Origin of the sequence: Neisseria blantyrii (assembly GCF_962747855.1) — a bacterium.
GTDB lineage: Bacteria > Pseudomonadota > Gammaproteobacteria > Burkholderiales > Neisseriaceae > Neisseria > Neisseria viridiae.
In genome coordinates, this window is record NZ_CAUIZY010000008.1 from 49,757 (window position 1) to 69,936 (window position 20,180).

31 protein-coding genes, 3 tRNA genes and 1 pseudogene are annotated in these 20,180 nt (G+C 46.0%); 3 read left to right on the forward strand and 32 right to left on the reverse strand.

Going from position 1 to position 20,180, the window contains the following annotated elements:
* Nucleotide 1: 1 nt before the first annotated feature.
* From rpmD to Q9J80_RS07935, 29 genes and pseudogenes are all read right to left on the reverse strand, one after another.
* On the reverse strand, nucleotides 2–187 hold the full coding sequence (gene rpmD / locus Q9J80_RS07795) for a 50S ribosomal protein L30 (RefSeq protein WP_002215447.1): 186 nt from the start codon (nucleotides 185–187) through the stop codon (nucleotides 2–4).
* Nucleotides 180–698: a 30S ribosomal protein S5 gene (rpsE, locus tag Q9J80_RS07800; RefSeq protein WP_301673866.1), complete on the reverse strand. Its 519-nt coding sequence runs from the start codon at nucleotides 696–698 to the stop codon at nucleotides 180–182. Before rpsE ends, rpmD begins: the two co-directional genes overlap by 8 nt.
* A 17-nt stretch (nucleotides 699–715) precedes the next feature.
* Nucleotides 716–1,069, reverse strand: coding sequence for a 50S ribosomal protein L18 (rplR, locus tag Q9J80_RS07805; RefSeq protein ID WP_003749287.1), 354 nt, complete (start codon nucleotides 1,067–1,069; stop codon nucleotides 716–718).
* Between the two features lie 13 nt (nucleotides 1,070–1,082).
* Nucleotides 1,083–1,616: a 50S ribosomal protein L6 gene (rplF, locus tag Q9J80_RS07810; protein ID WP_003749285.1), complete on the reverse strand. Its 534-nt coding sequence runs from the start codon at nucleotides 1,614–1,616 to the stop codon at nucleotides 1,083–1,085.
* A 13-nt stretch (nucleotides 1,617–1,629) separates the two neighbouring features.
* Nucleotides 1,630–2,022 (reverse strand): 30S ribosomal protein S8, encoded by a 393-nt coding sequence (rpsH, locus tag Q9J80_RS07815; RefSeq protein WP_003749283.1) that lies wholly within the window; start codon nucleotides 2,020–2,022, stop codon nucleotides 1,630–1,632.
* Between the two features lie 14 nt (nucleotides 2,023–2,036).
* The gene (gene rpsN / locus Q9J80_RS07820) at nucleotides 2,037–2,342 is read right to left on the reverse strand and encodes a 30S ribosomal protein S14 (protein WP_003684736.1); all 306 of its coding nucleotides are present in this window, start codon (nucleotides 2,340–2,342) and stop codon (nucleotides 2,037–2,039) included.
* 2 nt (nucleotides 2,343–2,344) lie between these two features.
* Nucleotides 2,345–2,884, reverse strand: coding sequence for a 50S ribosomal protein L5 (gene rplE / locus Q9J80_RS07825; protein WP_003749807.1), 540 nt, complete (start codon nucleotides 2,882–2,884; stop codon nucleotides 2,345–2,347).
* A 9-nt stretch (nucleotides 2,885–2,893) separates the two neighbouring features.
* The gene (gene rplX, locus Q9J80_RS07830) at nucleotides 2,894–3,217 is read right to left on the reverse strand and encodes a 50S ribosomal protein L24 (protein ID WP_107819966.1); all 324 of its coding nucleotides are present in this window, start codon (nucleotides 3,215–3,217) and stop codon (nucleotides 2,894–2,896) included.
* 11 nt (nucleotides 3,218–3,228) lie between these two features.
* Nucleotides 3,229–3,597, reverse strand: a complete 369-nt coding sequence (gene rplN / locus Q9J80_RS07835; protein ID WP_003749804.1) for a 50S ribosomal protein L14 — start codon at nucleotides 3,595–3,597, stop codon at nucleotides 3,229–3,231.
* Nucleotides 3,598–3,818: 221 nt separating this feature from the next.
* The gene (gene rpsQ, locus Q9J80_RS07840; RefSeq protein ID WP_107819967.1) at nucleotides 3,819–4,082 is read right to left on the reverse strand and encodes a 30S ribosomal protein S17; all 264 of its coding nucleotides are present in this window, start codon (nucleotides 4,080–4,082) and stop codon (nucleotides 3,819–3,821) included.
* Entirely contained in the window at nucleotides 4,082–4,273 is a 192-nt protein-coding gene (gene rpmC / locus Q9J80_RS07845) for a 50S ribosomal protein L29 (protein WP_002215432.1), read from the reverse strand. Before rpmC ends, rpsQ begins: the two co-directional genes overlap by 1 nt.
* Nucleotides 4,273–4,689 carry a 50S ribosomal protein L16 gene (gene rplP / locus Q9J80_RS07850; protein ID WP_003749802.1) on the reverse strand — a complete coding sequence of 139 codons (417 nt, stop codon included), beginning with the start codon at nucleotides 4,687–4,689 and terminating at the stop codon, nucleotides 4,273–4,275. Before rplP ends, rpmC begins: the two co-directional genes overlap by 1 nt.
* Nucleotides 4,673–5,365 (reverse strand): 30S ribosomal protein S3, encoded by a 693-nt coding sequence (gene rpsC, locus Q9J80_RS07855; RefSeq protein ID WP_003749800.1) that lies wholly within the window; start codon nucleotides 5,363–5,365, stop codon nucleotides 4,673–4,675. Before rpsC ends, rplP begins: the two co-directional genes overlap by 17 nt.
* A 9-nt stretch (nucleotides 5,366–5,374) precedes the next feature.
* Nucleotides 5,375–5,704 (reverse strand): 50S ribosomal protein L22, encoded by a 330-nt coding sequence (gene rplV, locus Q9J80_RS07860; RefSeq protein WP_002215424.1) that lies wholly within the window; start codon nucleotides 5,702–5,704, stop codon nucleotides 5,375–5,377.
* 8 nt (nucleotides 5,705–5,712) lie between these two features.
* Nucleotides 5,713–5,991, reverse strand: a complete 279-nt coding sequence (gene rpsS, locus Q9J80_RS07865; RefSeq protein WP_002215422.1) for a 30S ribosomal protein S19 — start codon at nucleotides 5,989–5,991, stop codon at nucleotides 5,713–5,715.
* A 5-nt stretch (nucleotides 5,992–5,996) separates the two neighbouring features.
* A complete protein-coding gene (rplB, locus tag Q9J80_RS07870) occupies nucleotides 5,997–6,830 on the reverse strand; it encodes a 50S ribosomal protein L2 (RefSeq protein ID WP_301673865.1) in 834 nt (277 codons plus the stop codon).
* 5 nt (nucleotides 6,831–6,835) lie between these two features.
* Nucleotides 6,836–7,150 (reverse strand): 50S ribosomal protein L23, encoded by a 315-nt coding sequence (rplW, locus tag Q9J80_RS07875; RefSeq protein ID WP_181874523.1) that lies wholly within the window; start codon nucleotides 7,148–7,150, stop codon nucleotides 6,836–6,838.
* On the reverse strand, nucleotides 7,147–7,767 hold the full coding sequence (gene rplD, locus Q9J80_RS07880; RefSeq protein ID WP_002218573.1) for a 50S ribosomal protein L4: 621 nt from the start codon (nucleotides 7,765–7,767) through the stop codon (nucleotides 7,147–7,149). The genes rplW and rplD overlap by 4 nt, the downstream gene beginning before the upstream one ends.
* Nucleotides 7,767–8,411: a 50S ribosomal protein L3 gene (gene rplC / locus Q9J80_RS07885; RefSeq protein ID WP_301673864.1), complete on the reverse strand. Its 645-nt coding sequence runs from the start codon at nucleotides 8,409–8,411 to the stop codon at nucleotides 7,767–7,769. The genes rplD and rplC overlap by 1 nt, the downstream gene beginning before the upstream one ends.
* A gap of 207 nt (nucleotides 8,412–8,618) precedes the next feature.
* On the reverse strand, nucleotides 8,619–9,290 hold the full coding sequence (locus Q9J80_RS07890; RefSeq protein ID WP_304674168.1) for a GTPase family protein: 672 nt from the start codon (nucleotides 9,288–9,290) through the stop codon (nucleotides 8,619–8,621).
* 20 nt (nucleotides 9,291–9,310) lie between these two features.
* A pseudogene (locus tag Q9J80_RS07895) lies at nucleotides 9,311–9,929 on the reverse strand (GTPase family protein); the annotation flags it as partial.
* Between the two features lie 233 nt (nucleotides 9,930–10,162).
* Nucleotides 10,163–10,474 (reverse strand): 30S ribosomal protein S10, encoded by a 312-nt coding sequence (gene rpsJ / locus Q9J80_RS07900; RefSeq protein WP_003675871.1) that lies wholly within the window; start codon nucleotides 10,472–10,474, stop codon nucleotides 10,163–10,165.
* 17 nt (nucleotides 10,475–10,491) lie between these two features.
* Nucleotides 10,492–11,682 (reverse strand): elongation factor Tu, encoded by a 1,191-nt coding sequence (tuf, locus tag Q9J80_RS07905; protein WP_304674169.1) that lies wholly within the window; start codon nucleotides 11,680–11,682, stop codon nucleotides 10,492–10,494.
* A 49-nt stretch (nucleotides 11,683–11,731) separates the two neighbouring features.
* Nucleotides 11,732–11,806: transfer RNA gene (locus tag Q9J80_RS07910), tRNA-Thr, on the reverse strand.
* Nucleotides 11,807–11,814: 8 nt separating this feature from the next.
* Nucleotides 11,815–11,888 (reverse strand) — tRNA-Gly (locus Q9J80_RS07915).
* A 30-nt stretch (nucleotides 11,889–11,918) separates the two neighbouring features.
* Nucleotides 11,919–12,002 (reverse strand) — tRNA-Tyr (locus Q9J80_RS07920).
* A gap of 97 nt (nucleotides 12,003–12,099) precedes the next feature.
* A complete protein-coding gene (locus tag Q9J80_RS07925; protein WP_002215364.1) occupies nucleotides 12,100–12,351 on the reverse strand; it encodes a YfhL family 4Fe-4S dicluster ferredoxin in 252 nt (83 codons plus the stop codon).
* Nucleotides 12,352–12,472: 121 nt separating this feature from the next.
* A complete protein-coding gene (gene rsmD / locus Q9J80_RS07930; RefSeq protein WP_301672977.1) occupies nucleotides 12,473–13,042 on the reverse strand; it encodes a 16S rRNA (guanine(966)-N(2))-methyltransferase RsmD in 570 nt (189 codons plus the stop codon).
* Nucleotides 13,043–13,131: 89 nt separating this feature from the next.
* Entirely contained in the window at nucleotides 13,132–13,509 is a 378-nt protein-coding gene (locus tag Q9J80_RS07935) for a helix-turn-helix domain-containing protein (protein ID WP_301672976.1), read from the reverse strand.
* A 119-nt stretch (nucleotides 13,510–13,628) separates the two neighbouring features.
* Here Q9J80_RS07935 and Q9J80_RS07940 point away from each other — a divergent pair, with 119 nt between their 5' ends.
* The 3 genes from Q9J80_RS07940 to Q9J80_RS07950 all read left to right on the forward strand — a co-directional run bounded on the left by Q9J80_RS07940 (nucleotide 13,629) and on the right by Q9J80_RS07950 (nucleotide 16,017).
* Nucleotides 13,629–14,189 (forward strand): HAD family hydrolase, encoded by a 561-nt coding sequence (locus Q9J80_RS07940; protein ID WP_301672975.1) that lies wholly within the window; start codon nucleotides 13,629–13,631, stop codon nucleotides 14,187–14,189.
* A 2-nt stretch (nucleotides 14,190–14,191) separates the two neighbouring features.
* Nucleotides 14,192–14,935 (forward strand): ComF family protein, encoded by a 744-nt coding sequence (locus Q9J80_RS07945; protein WP_301672974.1) that lies wholly within the window; start codon nucleotides 14,192–14,194, stop codon nucleotides 14,933–14,935.
* A gap of 89 nt (nucleotides 14,936–15,024) precedes the next feature.
* Nucleotides 15,025–16,017: a DNA-processing protein DprA gene (locus Q9J80_RS07950; protein WP_301672973.1), complete on the forward strand. Its 993-nt coding sequence runs from the start codon at nucleotides 15,025–15,027 to the stop codon at nucleotides 16,015–16,017.
* A gap of 63 nt (nucleotides 16,018–16,080) precedes the next feature.
* Here Q9J80_RS07950 and topA read toward each other — a convergent pair whose 3' ends face one another.
* From topA to dprA, 3 genes are all read right to left on the reverse strand, one after another.
* Nucleotides 16,081–18,387, reverse strand: coding sequence for a type I DNA topoisomerase (gene topA, locus Q9J80_RS07955; RefSeq protein ID WP_301672972.1), 2,307 nt, complete (start codon nucleotides 18,385–18,387; stop codon nucleotides 16,081–16,083).
* Nucleotides 18,388–18,465: 78 nt separating this feature from the next.
* Nucleotides 18,466–18,927: a Smg family protein gene (locus tag Q9J80_RS07960; RefSeq protein ID WP_002220142.1), complete on the reverse strand. Its 462-nt coding sequence runs from the start codon at nucleotides 18,925–18,927 to the stop codon at nucleotides 18,466–18,468.
* Between the two features lie 25 nt (nucleotides 18,928–18,952).
* The gene (dprA, locus tag Q9J80_RS07965; RefSeq protein ID WP_301672971.1) at nucleotides 18,953–20,140 is read right to left on the reverse strand and encodes a DNA-processing protein DprA; all 1,188 of its coding nucleotides are present in this window, start codon (nucleotides 20,138–20,140) and stop codon (nucleotides 18,953–18,955) included.
* Between the last annotated feature and the right edge of the window lie 40 nt (nucleotides 20,141–20,180).

Consider the following 20,180-nt stretch of genomic DNA (forward strand, 5'->3'; position numbering starts at 1 on the left):
ATTAAGACTCCACTTTCAACAAGTAGCTGATTTTATTAATCATACCACGGTTTTCAGGGGTATCTAAAACCTCTACCGTATGCTCGCGACGACGCAAACCTAAACCGCGTGCACATGCACGATGAGATTCAATTGTACCAATCAGGCTTTTAACCAATGTAACCCTAATCTTTTTTTGCTCAGCCATGGTTAACTCCCAAAATGTCTTCCACTGTCAAGCCACGTTTGGCTGCGATATCAGCAGGAGTATACAACTTAGATAAACCATCTAATGTTGCACGTACGATATTATATGGGTTAGTAGATCCGTGTACTTTGGCGGAGATATTATGAATGCCCATGGCATCAAAAACCAAACGCATAGGTCCACCGGCTTTTACACCGCTACCTTCTTTAGCAGGTTGCATAAATACTTTAGTAGCACCATGACGACCAATAACTTCATGATGAATCGTACCATTTTTCAAAGGTACTTTAATCATAGAGCGGCGTGCTTGATCCATTGCTTTTTGAACAGCAACTGGCACTTCTTTTGATTTACCCTTACCCATACCGATGCGACCATCGCCATCACCAACAACAGTCAGTGCAGAGAAAGCCATAATACGGCCACCTTTAACTACTTTAGTCACGCGATTAACTGCGACCATCTTTTCAATCAGGCCGTCACCGCGTTCTTCAATTTCATGTTTTGCCATCTGAAAGTCTCCAAATATTAGAAGCTTAAACCATTTTCACGTGCAGCTTCAGCCAAAGCTTTCACACGACCGTGATATTGGAAACCTGAACGGTCAAAAGCAACTTTTTCAACACCTACTGCTTTAGCTTTTTCAGCAATACGCTTACCAACTACAGCTGCTGCTTCAACGTTGCTACCTGATTTCAGGCTACTACGTACTTCAGCTTCCAATGTAGAGGCTTGAGCCAATACTTTATCACCTTCAGCACTAATTACTTGAGCATAAATATGATTATTGCTGCGGAACACACATAATCTTACCATTTTCAAGTCCGCAATACGCGCACGGGTTTTGCGTGCACGACGGAGTCGGGTTGTATGTTTATCCATTAGTGAACCTCAATTATTTTTTCTTGGCTTCTTTCATCACTACTACTTCACCTACATAACGAACACCTTTGCCTTTATAAGGCTCAGGAGAACGGAATGCACGAATTTCAGCAGCGACTTGGCCAACCACTTGTTTATCTGCACCAGTCAAAACGATTTCTGTTTGGCTAGGAGTTTGAACAGAAACACCTTCAGGCATTTCGTATACGATTGGATGAGAGAAACCCAAAGACAAGTTCAAAACTTTGCCTTGCGCTTGGGCACGATAACCCACACCAATCAATTGAAGTTTTTTCTCAAAACCTTCAGAAACACCCTTAACCATGTTATTAACCAATGCACGAGCAGTACCAGACATAGCATTAGCCTGTTTACTGTCATTTTTTGCAGCAAAAGTCAATTTACCATCGTTTAGTTCAATAGCAACATCGGAATGCAAAGGAAAGGACAGTTCGCCATGTTTACCTTTGATTACCAATGCATCTGTTCCGAATTTTACTTCTACACCAGCAGGAACAGTCACTGGGTTTTTTGCGACGCGTGACATTTACATTTCTCCACTAGGCTACGATGCACAACAACTCACCACCAACACCCTCAGAACGGGCTTTGCGATCAGTCATCACACCTTTAGAAGTACTAACAATAGCGACACCCAAGCCATTCATTACGCTAGGGATCTCGCTTGATGCTTTGTAAATACGCAAACCAGGACGTGAAACACGTTTAATTTGCTCAATCACAGGGCGACCTGCATAGTATTTCAATTGAATTTCCAATACCGGTTTTGCATCAGCAGAAACCGTAAAATCCTCGATATAGCCTTCATCTTTCAGAACTTTTGCAATTGCACATTTCAATTTTGAAGAAGGCATGGCAACAGTTGCTTTATTAGCACGTTGCGCATTGCGAATACGAGTCAACATATCGGAAATAGGATCATGCATACTCATTATTTATACTCCTATTACCAGCTAGCTTTAACAACACCAGGAATCTCGCCACGCATAGCGATTTCACGGATTTTAATACGACCCAAACCAAATTTACGGAAAGTGCCACGAGGACGACCTGTTAAAGCACAACGACGACGTTGACGTACAGGTGCTGCATTACGCGGAATGGATTGAAATTTCAAACGTGCTTCAAAGCGTTCTTCTTCAGTCGCATTAGCATCATTAATAACAGCGAAAATTGCCTCACGTTTAGCTGCAAACTTTTTCGCCAATGCTTGACGTTTCAGCTCACGATTAATAAGTGCTTTCTTAGCCATAATTATCCTTTAAACGGAAACTTGAACAGTGACAACAAAGCTTTCGCTTCTTCATCAGTTTTTGCAGTAGTTGTAATAGTAATATTCAAACCACGCAAAGCATCAATTTTATCGTACTCAATTTCCGGAAAAATGATTTGTTCGCGAACACCCATATTGTAATTACCGCGACCATCAAATGACTTACCGCTTACACCACGAAAATCTCGAACACGAGGCAATGCAATAGTAATCAAACGGTCCAAAAATTCAAACATTTGATCACGGCGCAAAGTAACTTTACAACCGACAGGGTAGTTGTCACGAATTTTAAAACCAGCAATAGATTTACGGGCTACAGTTACAACAGGTTTCTGACCGGCAATTTTTTCCAAATCAGACACAGCGTGTTCCATTACTTTCTTATCAGCAACCGCTTCGCCAACACCCATATTTAAAGTAATCTTTTCAATACGGGGCACTTCCATAACCGATTTGTAACCAAACTGTTTAACCAACTCAGGAACAACAGTACTTTTATAAAACTCTCTCAAACGAGCCATGTTATCTCCTTATGCTCCAATGATAGAGCCATTAGATTTGAAGAAACGAACGCGCTTAATTTTGCCTTCAGTTTCAATCAATTTAATACCAACACGGTCTGCTTTGTTTGTCTCGGGATTCAGAATTGCAACATTAGAAATATCCAAAGGCATTTCTTTTACAATAATACCACCCTCAACTCCGCGCATTGGATTCGGCTTCTGATGACGCTTAACAACATTTACACCAGAAACAATTACCTTACCACCAAGTACACGGATGACCTGACCCCGCTTACCCTTGTCTTTACCTGCGATAACAACAACTTGATCGCCTTTAACAATCTTATTCATTCCACCACCCCTTATAATACTTCAGGAGCCAATGAAACGATTTTCATAAATCGCTCAGTACGCAGCTCACGAGTTACAGGACCAAAAATACGAGTACCCAGAGGTTCGAGCTTATTATTTAACAATACAGCAGCATTGTTATCAAACTTAATCAAAGCCCCATCAGGACGACGAACACCTTTTGCAGTACGAACAACAACAGCATTGTAAACATCGCCCTTCTTGACACGACCACGCGGAGCCGCATCTTTAATTGCAACTTTAATAATATCGCCAACCGAAGCATAGCGACGCTTAGACCCACCCAATACCTTGATACACATTACTCTACGCGCACCAGAGTTATCAGCCACATCTAAGATGGTCTGCATTTGAATCATGTTATTACCTTTAAATTAACCAACTTAATTTACCACTTTCAGATAACTTACAGCAAAGCCGCTGCTTATTAAATGAAACCTTACGGTTCAAGTAAACCAGTCTTGGACCCCGAGAGGGAAGAAACTTCCAGAAGAAACTGAAAGACAGGAAACGAAGTTTACACGCAAATTAAATTTGCTGCAATACTTCGTTTCCCATTTCAAGCACGTTGCTTTAATTCTTAAACAGAACGTGCTTTCTCAACCAGCTCACTGACAATCCAAGATTTAGTTTTTGATAATGGACGGGATTCCGATATAACAACTACATCACCAATTCCATATTGATTATTTTCATCATGGGCATGGATTTTAGTAGATAATCGAATAATCTTACCATACAGCGGATGTTTTACTTTACGCTCAACCAATACTGTTACGGTTTTATCCATTTTGTCGCTTACTACTTTGCCTTGCAAAGTACGAACATTTTTAGTTTCGCTCATTACTTAGCACCTTTTTCAGTTAAAACGGTTTTAATACGAGCAATATCGCGACGTACACGTTTCAATTCACTTGGTTTGCCTAATTGACCAGTAGCGTTTTGCATACGTAAGCCAAACTGAGCTTTCAACAAGTCCAACAAATCTGCATTCAACTGCTCAACGGATTTGTCTTTCAATTCATTTGCTTTCATTATTGACCCACCTGTCTTACTACAAAGGTTGTAGGAATAGGCAATTTGGCAGCAGCCAACTCGAATGCTTCACGAGCCAGTTCCTCTGGAACGCCATCCATTTCATACAACACTTTACCTGGTTTAATTTCGGCAATGTAATATTCCACGTTACCTTTACCGCCACCCATACGAACTTGAATAGGCTTCTCAGTAATCGGTTTATCAGGGAATACACGAATCCAAATACGACCACCACGTTTGATGTGACGGGTCATTGTACGACGAGCAGCTTCGATTTGACGGGCAGTCAAACGACCACGACCTACGGCTTTCAAGCCGAACTCACCGAAACTTACCTTATTACCGCGAGTAGCGATGCCGGTATTACGACCCTTTTGTTGCTTACGGTATTTCAGTCTAGTTGGCTGCAGCATTACGTCTACCTGCCTTTCTTTGTTTACTCTCATGTTCAGGTTTGGAAGATTTAATATTGCCTTCCGTATAAACCCAAACTTTCAGACCCAATACACCATATGTGGTGTGCGCTTCGCTGGTTGCATAATCTACATTTGCACGTAAAGTATGCAGTGGCACGCGACCTTCACGATACCATTCACTACGGGCAATATCCGCACCATTCAGACGGCCTGAAGTCATAATCTTAATGCCTTTAGCACCAGAACGCATTGCATTTTGCATTGCTCGTTTCATAGCACGACGGAATTGAACACGTTTTTCCAACTGCTGGGCAATTCCGTCAGCAATAATTTGAGCATCCAACTCAGGACGGCGAATCTCTTCAATATTTACATGAACAGGCACACCCATCAAGGCTTGCAAGTCACGTTTCAAAACTTCGATATCCTCGCCTTTTTTACCGATAACCACACCCGGACGAGCGGAGTGAATGGTAATGCGTGCAGATTTAGCAGGACGCTCGATCACTACGCGACCAACTGAAGCATTAGCCAATTTTTGACGCAAATAATTGCGAACATCGATATCCTGCTTCAAAACAGTAGAAAAGTCGGTGCTTTTAGCAAACCATTTTGAAGCCCAGTCTTTAGTTACCGCCAGGCGAAAGCCTGTAGGGTTAATCTTTTGTCCCATAGCTTTTCCTTAATTACCCACTGTCACATTGATATGACAAGTTTGTTTTTCGATGCGGTTACCGCGACCCTTGGCGCGAGCTTGAAAACGTTTCAAGCTTGGGCCTTTGTCAACAAAGATAGTTACCACTTTCAGTTCATCAATGTCCGCACCGTTATTATGCTCGGCATTAGCAATAGCTGACTCCAATACTTTTTTGATCAGCTCGGCACCTTTTTTAGGACTGAAAGCCAAAATATTCAAAGCTTGGGCAACGTCTTTACCACGAATCAAATCAGCTACCAAACGAGCCTTTTGAGCAGAGATACGGGCATTTTTATGTTGTGCATTTACTCTCATGATTCACCTTATTTCTTTTTAGCCTTTTTATCGGCCAGGTGGCCTTTAAAGGTACGGGTCAATGAGAATTCGCCTAATTTATGACCAACCATATTGTCGCTGATAAACACAGGCACATGGGTGCGACCGTTGTGCACGGCAATGGTCAGACCGATAAAATCAGGCAGAATGGTAGAACGACGAGACCAAGTTTTAATCGGGCGTTTGTCGTTGCTTGCGCGAGCAGCATCTACTTTTTTCAGCAAATGCAGGTCTACATATGGGCCTTTTTTCAATGAACGAGCCATACTAATTAACCTTTATTTGAGTAACGGCGACGAACAATCATGTTATCCGTGCGTTTGTTATTACGAGTGCGGTAGCCTTTAGCAGGAGTACCCCATGGGCTAACCGGTTCGCGAGCTTCACCGGTACGACCTTCACCACCACCATGCGGGTGATCGACAGGGTTCATGACAACACCACGAACGGTCGGACGAATACCGCGCCAACGATTGGCACCGGCTTTACCGATTTTCTTCAGGCTTTGCTCTTCGTTACCGACTTCACCGATGGTTGCACGGCAATCTACGTTGATTTTACGAACTTCGCCAGAACGCAGACGGACTTGAGCGTATGCGCCTTCTTTAGCCAGCAATACCGCAGAAGCACCGGCAGAACGTGCAATTTGTGCACCTTTACCAGGCTTCATTTCAATACAGTGGATAGTCGTACCAACCGGAATGTTGCGGATCGGCAGGGTGTTACCTACTTTGATGGCAGCTTCAGCACCGGAAACCAATACAGCACCGACTTGAATACCGCGAGGAGCGATGATGTAGCGACGTTCGCCGTCTGCATAGCACAACAGTGCAATGAAGGCAGTACGGTTAGGATCGTATTCGATACGCTCTACTTTTGCAGGGATACCGTCTTTGTTACGTTTAAAGTCTACAACACGGTAATGGTGTTTATGACCGCCGCCTTTGTGACGGGTGGTGATATGACCATTATGGTTACGACCGGCAGTAGAATTTTTCTTTTCGAGCAAGGGTGCATAAGGCGCACCTTTGTGCAAACCTTCTGTTACCACGCGAACCATGCCGCGACGGCCTGCAGAGGTCGGCTTCATTTTAACGATTGCCATTTTGTTTATTCCTTATCTGCAGCTGCAGCAGCGGCTTCCAAATCCAACTCTTGACCGGCAGCCAAGCTTACATAAGCTTTTTTAACATCGCTGCGGCGGCCCAAAGTACGACCAAAACGCTTAGTTTTGCCTTTAGTTGTAACTGTAGTTACAGAAGCAACTTGAACACCGAACAGCAGCTCAACAGCCGCCTTGATTTCAGGTTTGGTTGCATTTGCCAAAACTTTAAACGTCATTTGGTTGCGTTTTTCAGCCAATACGTTGCTTTTTTCAGAAACGACAGGTGCCAAAATCACTTGAGTCAAACGTTGTTGATTCATACCCATTGCTCCTCTAATTGTGCAACCGCATCTTTAGTGATGATTACTTTTTTGTAACGCAGCAAGCTGTAAGGATCAACTTGTTGAGCTTCCAAAACCAATACGTTAGGCAAGTTGCGTGAAGCCAAGTAAACATTCTCATCGAGCTGTTTGGTTACAAACAGCACTTGCTCCAAACCCAGATTTTTCACTTGTTCAGCAAAAACTTTGGTTTTAGGAGTTTCGGCAGTCAACGCTTCGATAGCAAACAAACGCTCGTCACGGGCCAATTGGGACAGAATAGTCGCCATACCAGCACGGTACATTTTACGGTTTACTTTTTGAGTGAAGTTTTCGTCGGGCTTGTTCGGGAACGCGCGACCACCTTTACGCCACAGCGGAGAAGAAGTCATACCGGAACGGGCACGGCCGGTACCTTTTTGACGCCATGGTTTTTTGGTTGAGTGTTTTACTTCGGCACGGGTTTTTTGAGCGCGGTTACCGGAGCGGGCGTTTGCCAGGTAGGCATTTACCAGCTGATGAACCAACGCTTCATTGTATTCGCGAGCGAACAAAGCATCAGAAACAGACAGACTACCTGAAACTTGTCCTTTAGCGTCAATTACTTTCAATTCCATTACGCACCTACTTTCACGCTAGGACGAACTACAACATCGCTGTTGACCGCACCCGGAACAGCACCCTTGACCAACAGCAGTTGGCGTTCTGCATCAACACGTACAACTTCCAGTTTTTGGACAGTTGCTTTGGTGTTACCGTATTGACCGGCCATGCGCTTACCGGGGAACACGCGACCCGGGTCTTGCGCCATACCGATAGAACCTGGAACGCGGTGAGAACGGGAGTTACCGTGGGAAGTACGTTGGGCACCGAAGTTATGACGTTTGATCGTACCGGAGAAACCTTTACCTTTAGAGGTACCGGTTACATCAACCAGTTGACCGACTTCAAACATAGAAACGGTGATTTCGTCACCGGCTTTCAATTCAGCCAGTTTTTCTTCAGCCAAAGCAAACTCGATCAAACCGCGACCGGCTTCAACACCTGCTTTTGCAAAATGCCCGGCTTCGGCTTTATTGACACGGTTAGCTTTTTTCTGACCAAAGGTAACTTGAACGGCAGTATAACCGTCAGCATCTTTGGATTTTACTTGTGTAACGCGGTTGGCAGACATATCCAAAACGGTTACCGGAACAGAAACACCCTGTTCGTCGAACACGCGGGTCATACCAACTTTGCGTCCAACCAGACCTAAAGTCATGATTATTTTCCTTTTAAAGTAAAGGGACAGGCTACGATTGGCCTGTCTTTCAGACAAAGTTAAACTTGGTACGAATGTACCAAGTCAGACATTATATCCGACAAGTCAAAGAAATATCAACAAAAATATCTAAATATGCCGCCTGAAACATTTTGAATCTTCAGACGGCATAGGGTCGGACTCTTTCAAAAGGCCTGTATCCAATCATCACAGCGTATTCATCTTTCTTCGACAAACCGGAATATGGTTGATGACTGCATCCATTATTTCTTTGAGATGGTAGTTTTCGTATGCCGAATAGTAAACGGGTTTGGAAATCTGCAAACCTGTCGCTTCCAGAAGCCTTTTTTGTACCGATTCGGCCTTCTCGTCTAGAAACTGTTGCAAATTCGGCAGCGGCTGATGCGGCACCCTATCCCAATAACGTCCTTTCATCCCCATATCCACCTGATTAATCGCAACAATAGCCCTATCCGGATCAATCATTTTCCTCAACAAATCATAGGTCGTACCCAAATCGCGAGAACTGCCGTCAAGGATAACGAACACCAAATCTATCCAGCCACACTGCCCATCCGAATGAGTGTAGGTTTTGGACAGGACATCAATCAGTTTTTTCCGATGTGCGCGGTCAGTCTCCTTCCCGTCGCCCAAACCTGAGCTGTCCCAAAACCGCAACACATCGTTCAGCATATAACTTTCGACCAATTGCGTTTCGGGATCCACGCCTGTACCTACCTTGGCTTTTTGTTCGCCAAACAAGGCATTTAAGGTTGAGGACTTGCCGACACCTGTCGCACCGACAAGCAAGACATCCAAAGGACGGAAATCGGCTGCTGTGACCTTTTGCCCGATTTCGGAAATACGGCAACGATGCATATGTGCTCCTACCAGCCAAACTAAGAGGCAAACGTGCTAATCATCCCTCCAATCGCTTTTGCAGCACCACCGATCAGCGTCCCGACGCCGCTCGCTATCGTTGAAACAACTTCTTTAACCGCGCCTCCCGCAGTCCCCAATATTTTCTCCAGCGCACTGCCGATACTGCTGTCAATTTCTTGCTGCTCCTCCTGTTTGCGGCGACTGGTATCTCGTTCGATTTCTTCCACATTAATCTTCTCTGCCACAATCACCCGTTTTTCAGACGGCATAGCAGTAACGATGTAACGCAACAGACGGGTTATGTTATAGGGACGCTGCTCCTCATCCTCACTCTTAAAGCCTGCTGAAAAATAAATCGGATTGACCGTAACGCCGGTAGCTTCCTGAATGCGCTTGCGTGTCGAACACACTTTCTCCTCCAAAAAGTTTTCCAAGGCGGCGTTCGGACGGCCGGCTTCCGCATCCCAATTCCGCCCCTTCATCGCCATATCACACTGATTAATCGCAACCAGCAACCGCTGTACGACCTTCCCTGCTCTTCTTCAATGTATTGACGATTACATTGTTCATCAGTTCGTATGATGTCCCCAAGCTCCAGGAGCCGCCGTCAAGCAGTACCAAAACCAAGTCGATTATAGGGCAAGCCTTCGAAAGGCGATGGATAAAACATATCCTGTTTTGTTCACTAAAAAATATCGGGTAATGCCGTCTGAAAATTTTTGAAACAAAAAATAAACCGACTTCTCCGGCATGTACTTTTTTAATTTTACCGTTTTGTCTTGAATCTGTTATTCCACCGCATATTTTCAAACGGCATAAAATAAAAAATCCCCAAGCATTTATTGCTTGGGGATTCTCAGTAGTCCTGATTATTGAACTTTGATTTCTACATCAACACCTGCAGGTAAGTCCAGCTTCATTAGTGCTTCAGTAGTTTTATCAGTCCAATCCACAATGTCCATCAGGCGCAAGTGGGTGCGGATTTCCAATTGTTCACGAGAAGTTTTATTCACGTGTGGAGAACGCAGAATGTTGAAGCGCTCGATTTTAGTCGGCAACGGAATCGGGCCTTTTACAACGGCACCAGTACGTTTTGCAGTTTCAACAATTTCTTGGGCAGAACGGTCGATCAGGCTGTAATCATAAGCTTTCAGGCGGATACGGATTTTTTGGTTTGCCATTTATCAATATCCCTCAATTAAGCGATTACAGAAGAAACCACACCGGCACCTACGGTACGGCCACCTTCGCGAATCGCAAAGCGCAGACCTTCTTCCATAGCGATAGGAGCAATCAGTTCTACAGTAATGGTTACGTTCTCACCCGGCATTACCATTTCTACACCTTCTTCCAAAGTAACCGCGCCGGTTACGTCGGTGGTACGGAAGTAGAATTGTGGACGGTAGTTAGCGAAGAACGGAGTGTGACGACCACCCTCTTCTTTGCTCAGTACGTATACTTCTGCTTTGAACTTGGTGTGAGGAGTGATTGTACCCGGTTTAGCCAATACTTGACCACGCTCTACGTCTTCACGTTTAGTACCACGCAGCAATACGCCTACGTTGTCACCTGCTTGACCTTCGTCCAGCAGTTTGCGGAACATTTCAACGCCGGTACAAGTTGTTTTTTGGGTTTCTTTCAGACCTACGATTTCGATCTCGTCACCAACGTGGATGATACCGCGCTCTACACGGCCCGTTACCACAGTACCGCGGCCGGAAATGGAGAACACGTCTTCAATCGGCAGCAGGAACGGTTTGTCCACGGCACGCTCCGGAGTGGGAATGTAACTATCCAAAGCGTCTGCCAACGCAAAGATGGCAGTCTCGCCGATTTCGGAAGTATCGCCTTCCAATGCCTTCAGCGCAGAACCTTTGATAATCGGTACGTCATCACCCGGGAAATCGTAGCTGCTCAACAGATCGCGGATCTCCATCTCAACCAGTTCCAACAGTTCGGCATCGTCAACCATGTCGCATTTGTTCATGAACACGATGATGTAAGGTACGCCTACTTGGCGGGCCAGCAGGATGTGTTCGCGGGTTTGCGGCATAGGGCCGTCGGCAGCGGAACATACCAGGATTGCGCCGTCCATTTGTGCGGCACCGGTAATCATGTTTTTAACGTAGTCGGCGTGGCCCGGGCAGTCTACGTGTGCGTAGTGGCGGGTTTCGGTTTCGTATTCTACGTGCGAGGTATTGATGGTAATACCGCGTGCTTTTTCTTCGGGCGCGTTGTCAATTTGGTCGTAAGCTTTTGCAGCACCGCCGAATTTTTTAGCCAAAATAGTAGTCAAAGCGGCAGTCAGGGTGGTTTTACCATGGTCAACGTGACCGATGGTGCCAACGTTTACGTGCGGTTTGCTACGTTCGAATTTTTCCTTAGCCATGGCAATATCCTATATATCTAAGCTTTAAAGAAATGAATAATCGAAGAGATGGTGCCCATGGGCAGATTTGAACTGCCGGCCTCTCCCTTACCAAGGGAGTGCTCTACCCCTGAGCTACATGGGCCTAATTGTTGGAGCGGGTGAAGGGAATCGAACCCTCACCGTAAGCTTGGAAGGCTTCTGCTCTACCATTGAGCTACACCCGCATTACTCGCTACTGCTCCAAGTAAGAATTTTGGTGGAGGGAGAAGGATTCGAACCTTCGAAGCTTTCGCAACAGATTTACAGTCTGCCCCCTTTGGCCGCTCGGGAATCCCTCCAAAAGAGAATGCTAGTTTATTAGCGGCTTGCTTTTCCGTCAAGTTTTTTTTTGATTTTATTTCAAAACAAACATAATTTGATGTTTTAAAGAAGAATTTATTTAAACTGGATAATCTTTTCGTATTTCGCCATCAACTCGTCATGCGTTTCGGGATGTTCTTCGTCAATCAAAATGCAATCAACCGGACAAACCTGCTGGCACTGCGGCTCATCGTAGTGTCCGACGCACTGCGTGCAGAGGTTGGGGTTGATTTCGTAAATTTCCTCGCCTTGCGAGATGGCATCATTCGGACATTCGGGTTCGCATACGTCGCAGTTGATGCACTCGTCGGTAATAAAAAGCGACATTTCTTTTCCTTTTCCACTAAATTATCAAAACCGGTCGGGCGCGGATTATAGCACAAAGCTTTTTTAAACCATGCTGACGCAAACGAATGTTTACAAACCAAAAATGATAATCAAGCACATATTATTCAGCCACTTGGAAAACCCTTAATTCGAATGTACTCTGCCCTGATTTCCCCCCTCTATATTCCGTCAGCCAAACAGGTTTGTCCGGCTGCCTGCCTGCCTCGATATAGACGTATGCACCGTCATTCAGGCGTGTACCCAATGCATTGAAAAGGCTTTCCCAACTTTGCCACGCAAACGGCGGATCAAGGAAGACGACATCGAATTTCTCTTTTAGGTTTGCCAAATAGGCAATGCCGTCCGAACAGACAATTTGCACCTGCCCCAAACCCAGTTCGCGACTGTTTTTCTCAAGGGTTTGTACCGTTTGACGGTTGTTGTCTGCAATCACGACCCGTTTTGCATGACGCGATGCCGCCTCCATACCGAGTGCGCCGCTGCCTCCGAAGAGATCCAAAACCGTTTTGCCCGTCAAATCCTGTCCCAGCCAGTTAAACAGCTTTTCACGCACGCTGTCGGGTGTCGGACGCAGTCCGTCGGCGGATGTGAAACTCAATTTCCTGCCCCGACATTGCCCGCCGATAATGCGTACCCGGTTGCTGTGTTTGGTATGTTTGCCTGCCGCCATAATCAAAAACCTGAAAGTTCAAACGGTATTATACAAGACCTGTCAAAGAATATGCCGTCTGAAAACTTTTTTCAGACGGCATATCTGTTTTAAACGGTCTCGGTCAGCTTGCGGAGCAGCTCAATTTCTTTGTCTTTCTGTTCCAACATTTCTTTACAGTGCTTCAATTCCATTTGTAAAAACTCTATTTTCATCGGAACATCACCCGACGCATACAACGCAATATCGCCGCCACTATCCCCTTCATTAATCTGAAACACCATCCCGCCGCCGCCCGATTTGAGCAAGTCCCACATATCGATTTTGAAAATCTGAGCCAACTGCTCCAAACGCGGGATATTCAACTGCGTCTCGCCCCGTTCGATTTTGGCATACCCGCCTGCCGACATCGCCAGCTTTTCCGCCATATCCTCCTGCGACCATTTGTTCAATTCGCGCATCAGGCGGATTTTTTCGTGGATTTCCATAAGCTGAACTTTCTGTATAGGTAGTTGAATTATCGGGACAGATTTTAAACTATGGTTGACTGGCTAAACAAGAATGTTTTTCATATTATTCAAATAAATAATGATTATGCACCATCTTTATGACTTACTCAAATATATCTCAACAGGATATTTTGCACTCTCCTTACAAGAATTTCCTTGTTGACTTAGATAACACTCTTATTTTTACGGATGCAGCTAATAATGCTGCGTATTTGTCTGCTGCCAATTCGTTGGGGTTCTCTACACTTTTTTCAAAGCATAATCAATTTAGGATTACTCGTACAGATTTAACATCACTATCAGAATCTGTGCAGCAAAAGATTATTATTCAAAAACAAAAAATTTATCACTTTTTTCTAAACCAAACTATCCTTAATGAGGCTTTATTCCAATTGCTCAAAAATAGCAATCGAGATGTTTTTCTCGTCAGTAACGCTGATGAGAATCGAGCCAGCTCACTTATTGAATATCATCATCTTCACGATTTGTTCAAAGAAAAAATATTTTGCCCCTCTATCCCGAACAAATATGAATTTGCCCTTAAAAGGCTAAACCTCCTGCCAAATAGTGTTCTAATTTTTGATGATGACAAATTACAGCTTCAACAAGCCGCTGCTTTAGGCTTGCAGACTTCACAACTTTATTTAATTGGAGAATAACAATGTCCGTTCACGATTTTATTAAAGATTATCCATATAATAACCTTCCCCTTAAGCATCATATTATTCAGAAAAATCGCTTTCTGAAAACAAATATTGATGCATACTATTGTCTAGACTATACCAGATATCGTAATCAGGGAAATCCTGATTTCCTTGTTGTATTTAAAAATACCTATAAAGATTTTCCTGAGGAAGAGTTATATAATGCTGCATACGAACTTTTTCCATTTTATCATCAAATACTGGAACTTCTTGACAAAGAGAATCTCAATACCATCTGTGTTGTTCCACGTTCTAAAGCAAGGTCTTCTTATCAGATTAGCCAATTATTTTTCTTAGAGGCTGTTCGCAAAATAATCACTGTAATCCAATCAAAACATAATGAGATGTTTTGTGAGGTTTCATGTTTTGATGGTTCTGACTATATTATTCGACATACGGATACCCGTACAACTCATTTGAATAAATCAGGTTATGGCGGAGATGGGGATTTGCCCTACCCGGGCATAACGACAGATACTTGTTCTTTATCGGATGAAATCCGAGGAAAACGTATTTTACTTATTGATGATATTTACACCAAAACGGTTAATGTCGATGAAGACTGCATACAGGCTTTATTGGATAAAGGTGCAGAAAAAGTAATCCTATTCACTATTGCCCGAACCAAATCCTACTTAGAGCATGACATAAATAATAAAGAATCCATTCGAGCCAAAGCAATAAGTATATTCAGCAGATAACCAGCTAATACCGAAGTCCCTTAGGGGGTAAAGATAATTTTGACTTGAACAACTTGTTTTAACTTCTAAAAAACAAACAGGAATTTCTCATGAAATATACAGAACATAGCTTGAATATATTAACTGCTTTAGAATTTAACGGCATCGGAAACGCATGGATTATACGAAACTTAAGTCATCGCACCCCATACGAAGAAATTGTAACTTTGCTAAATAACAAACTTCCTAAAGAAGAACAAGCAACAAATGAGACTTTTATAAGAGTAAGAAAACAAATCGAACAAAAGTTTATTGAGATTGAAAATTACTGTGATGGCGTTACTGCCATAGGAGAACCTGACTTCCCATTAATTCGTGGTAATGTACCCGACAGTGACAAACCTGTTGTCTTATTTTATAAAGGTGACTTATCACTTCTCAACAAAAAAAATTCCAATGTTGCAGTTATTGGTTTATTAAATCCAGATAACCATACTTGTGATGATGAAAGAAAAGTTGTCCAAAAATTAGTGGAAAAAAATGCCGTTATCGTTAGCGGACTAGCGATGGGCTGTGATACAGTGGCACACAAACAGGCACTACTGTCATCAGGTGCGACCGTTGCCATTTTACCAAGTCCGTTAACGGATATTTTACCTGCCGGTAATCGAGATTTAGCAGAAGAAATTGCATCAAACGACGGATTGTTGATTACTGAATATTATGAACCACCAAAAAATCATAATGACCTTATCAGCCGTTTTATCAAGCGAGACCGTCTGCAGGCACTGTTTAGTGATGCGGTTATTTTAAGTGCCAGCTACACACCTGAAAGCATTGATAAAAAAAGCAAAAAAATTGATAGCGGCTCACGCCATGCACTTGAGAAAGCAAAACAGTATGGGATTTCACGAGCTGTTATTTATGATGAAAACAACAAAGAAAACCCCAAATACGATTTAAATCGTGAATTAATTAAGGATAAAACAACACTTGTGATTAATCCTCATCAGCCTGAAGATGCAATAAATCAAATTTTCCAAGGATTTGAAAAAACAACAATTTCTTCATCGAGCCAAGGCATCCAAGGTGATCTATTTTAATAAACAAAATGCCGTCTGAAACTCCTTTCAGACGGCATTTCTTTCATCTCAATCCCAACCGCCTCACTCTTTCGGTGCAGGCGGTTCGATTTGTTCTTTCCAGCCGCATTCTTTTTGCGGACAGACTTTTTCCACGCCCCAGCGTTTGGTGGTTTTGATGGTCAAAACCGGCCACGCGCATTTTGGACAGGTTTCTGCAATGGGCGGGTTCCAGGTGGCGTAGTTGCAGTCGGGATAGGTGCTGCAACTGTAAAACAGTTTGCCGTAGCGGGATTTGCGTTCGACGAGGTTGCCTTTTTTGCATTGCGGGCATTGGACGCCGGTATCTTTCGGTTTTTCCAGCGGCTCGACGTGTTTGCATTTCGGATAGTTGGCGCAGCCGATGAATTTGCTGCCGGTACGGCTATATTTGTACACCAGCCGTCCGCCGCATTTGGGGCATTCGCGCCCGTCGAGTTCGGCTTGTTCGGCTTCCGCTTTGGCAATGCGTTCGGCAGCTTCTTCGGCAGTTTCATTAACATTACGCGTGTAGCTGCACTCGGGATAACCGGCACACGCGACGAAACGGCCCATTTTGCCGAATTTTATTTGCAGTTTGTGTTCGCCGCATTTCGGGCAGGTTTCGTCAAGTTCCTGCGTGGTAAATTTGGCGCGTTCGATGCCCTCTTTTTCTTCCACTTGCTTGATAAACGGTTTCCAGAATTTGTCCATCACGGGAACCCATTGGCGTTTGCCACCAGCGATTTCGTCAAGCTGGTCTTCGAGTTTGGCGGTAAAGTGGTAGTCGACGTATTGGGCGAAGTGTTCGGTCAGGAATTTATTGACGATGTCGCCTGTGTCAGTAGGCATGAAACGTTTTTGCTCAAGGGTAACGTATTCGCGGTCTTTGAGCGTGGAGATGATGCTGGCGTAGGTCGAGGGACGGCCGATGCCGTATTCTTCGAGGGCTTTAACCAGCGTGGCTTCGTTGTAGCGCGGCGGCGGGGTGGTGAAGTGTTGTTCGCCGTAGAGTTTGTCCACGGGCAATTTATCGCCTTCGCTCATTTCGGGCAGTTTTTTGCTGTCTTCGCCTTCTTCGTCATCGCTGCTTTCTTCGTAAACGCTGAGGAAGCCTGCGAAGGTTTGCACTTGTCCGGTTACGCGGAATACGCCCTTGCCGACGGTAATATCGACAGTGGTTTGGTCGAATTTGGCAGGCGTCATCTGACAGGCAACGGTGCGCTGCCAAATCATTTGATAGAGTTTGAACTGGTCTGCGCTCAGGAAGGGTTTGACGCTTTCGGGCGTGCGGTACACGGAAGTCGGACGGATGGCTTCGTGCGCTTCTTGGGCGTTTTTGGATTTGGTTTTGTATTGTTTGGCGGCACTCGGCAGATATTCTTTGCCGATTTTGTTTTCGATGTAATGGCGGATTTCGGTTAACGCTTCATCGGCCAAATTCACGCTGTCGGTACGCATATAGGTAATCAGACCGATGGCACCCTGCCCTACGTCTATACCTTCGTAAAGCTGTTGGGCGGTACGCATGGTGCGGTCGGTGGTGAAACCAAGTTTACGCACGGCATCCTGCTGCATGGTGGATGTGGTGAACGGCGCGGCGGGATTGCGGCTGCGCTTTTTCTTTTCAATGGCGGTAACGACAGCTTCTTTGCCTTCGAGTTCTTTCAACACGTCGGCTTGCGCGGCCTCGTTCGGCAGGTCGAATTGTTCGAGTTTCGCGCCGTTGTATTGGGCAAGTTTGGCGGTGAACTTGCTGCGGCCTTTGTGGCTGTCGAGATGTACCGTCCAATATTCCTGCGCTTCAAACGCGCGGATTTCGTTTTCGCGTTCGCAAATCAGGCGCAGGGCGGGGCTTTGCACGCGGCCCGCGCTCAAACCGCGTCGGATTTTTTTCCACAGCAACGGCGAGAGGTTGAAACCGACCAGATAGTCCAAAGCGCGGCGGGTTTGTTGGGCATCGACCAAGTCCATTTCGATTTCGCGCGGATGGGCGACGGCTTCGAGGACGGCGTTTTTGGTGATTTCGTGGAACACGACACGCTGCGGTTTGATGTTTTTCAGGCCGCGTTTGGATTTGAGGATTTCCAAAAGATGCCAGGAAATGGCTTCGCCCTCCCTATCCGGGTCGGTAGCGAGGTAGATGTTTTCGGCTTCTTTAGCGGCGGCGACGATGGCATCGACGTGTTTGCCGTTGCGGCCGATCAATTGGTATTTCATGGCAAAGCCGTTGTCGGGATCGACCGCGCCGCTTTTGGGGACGAGGTCGCGGACGTGGCCGTAGGATGCGAGGATTTCAAAATCGCCGCCCAAATATTTTTTCAGGGTTTTGGCTTTGGACGGGGATTCGACGATTAAGAGGTTTTTCGCCATTTGTCGTTCTCTGGATGGTGGTTTTGATGCCGGCGTTTCAGACGGCAGGTTAGCAGGATAATGCCGTCTGAAGCCGCTTCAGTTCATCGTGGGTTTGTTGTCGAGTAAAAGCGCGCTCATCAGCTCGTCGCCGACCAACACGGGCAGCTCGCTCTTGTTTGCCCATAAAAGCAGCAGGGTCAGCACTTTGGCGGTATCTACGGTAATTTCGTCGCCGGGGATGTGCATCAGCGCGTGGATGATGATTTCCCGCTGTTCGCAGCTGACGGCTTTTTCTTCAATCAGATACTGCATCAGCCCCATCACTTCCTGCGGCAGATTGTCGGTTTCTTCTTTGCTGTACACGCGCAATGCGCCGCTGTCGGCAGGTTCGGTGGAAAATTCCGAGCTGTTGAGCAATACTTCCATCATCATCAGGGTGTTGCCGATTTCCATGGTATCGAAACCCGCTTCTTCGAGCAGCATACCCAAGTCTTCGGGCGGCGGGCAGGTATCGAAATCTTGGAAATGTTCGATGAGGTAGGCGATGACTTCGGTCATTCGTGTTCCTTAATATAAAGTGCGTTCAAGTTCGGATACGCTGGTATCTGCCGCCGGGCATTGCGGCAACGCTGCCGTCCAATTCCAATTCCAACAGTGCGGCATACAAATCTGCGGCAGGCATAGCGAGCTGCCCGGCAAGCACGTCGGGATGGACGGGGTCGAAACCCATTTTATCCAGTATGCCGCCGTGGGCTGTGCCGCCTGCCGCCCCTTCAGACGGCATTTTTGCGGCAGGCGGCGGGGCGTATGCCGTCTGAACGGCGCGGCGGCCCGTGTCGGGCGTATCCTTATTTATAGAATATGATGAAGCACCCGTATTTTGCAATAGCCCCGGGCATTCGTTCAGGATGTCGTCCAAACATTCCGTCAGTTTCGCGCCGTCTTTAATCAGTTTGTGGCAGCCTTTGCTGTGGGGGTTGTCTATCGAACCGGGTACCGCCATCACCTCGCGCCCCATTTCTGCCGCCAGGCCGGCGGTAATCAGCGAACCGGATTCCAAGGCGGCCTCGACCACCAGCGTAACCTGCGACAGCGCGGCAATCAGGCGGTTGCGGCGCGGAAAGTTGCCGGCATACGGGTGCGTGCCGATGGGGAACTCGCTGACAATCAGTCCTTTTTCGGCGATTTCATAAGCAAGGTTTTTGTTGGCCGGCGGGTAAATTCGGTCTATACCCGTCCCCCACACGGCGATGGTGCCGCCTTCTGCCTCCAGTGCGCCCTGATGGGCGGCGGTATCGATGCCCGAAGCCATACCCGACACAACGGGAATGCCTTTCCCAGCCAACGCCCTGCCGAAATCTTTGGCAATCCGCATGGCCTGCGGCGTGGCATGGCGGCTGCCGACGATGGCGGCGGAAGGCTTGTGCAGCAGCCGCACGTTGCCGCGCAAAAACAAAACCGGCGGCGCGGTCAGCCCCTGCGTCAGCATTTCGGGGAAATCTTCATCCTGAAGCAGCATCAGACGGCATCCGTCCCGCATTTCCCATTCCAACGCCGCTTCTGCTGCCTGCCGCGCCAAAGCGCGTTTTTCCGCATTGCACCAAGCCTCAAGCGCGTGCTTATGCCGCACCGCCGGGGCAACCTGTTCCGCCGGTGCGGACAAGGCATTTTGCGCGCTGCCGAAACGGCGCAGCAGCAGCAGGAAACTTTCCGCGCCGATATAGGGCGTAAACGCCAATTGCAGCCACGCGAAACGTTCGTCCTCTGTCATAAAATCCGTCCCCTTACGATTTCAGACGGCATTTGCACCA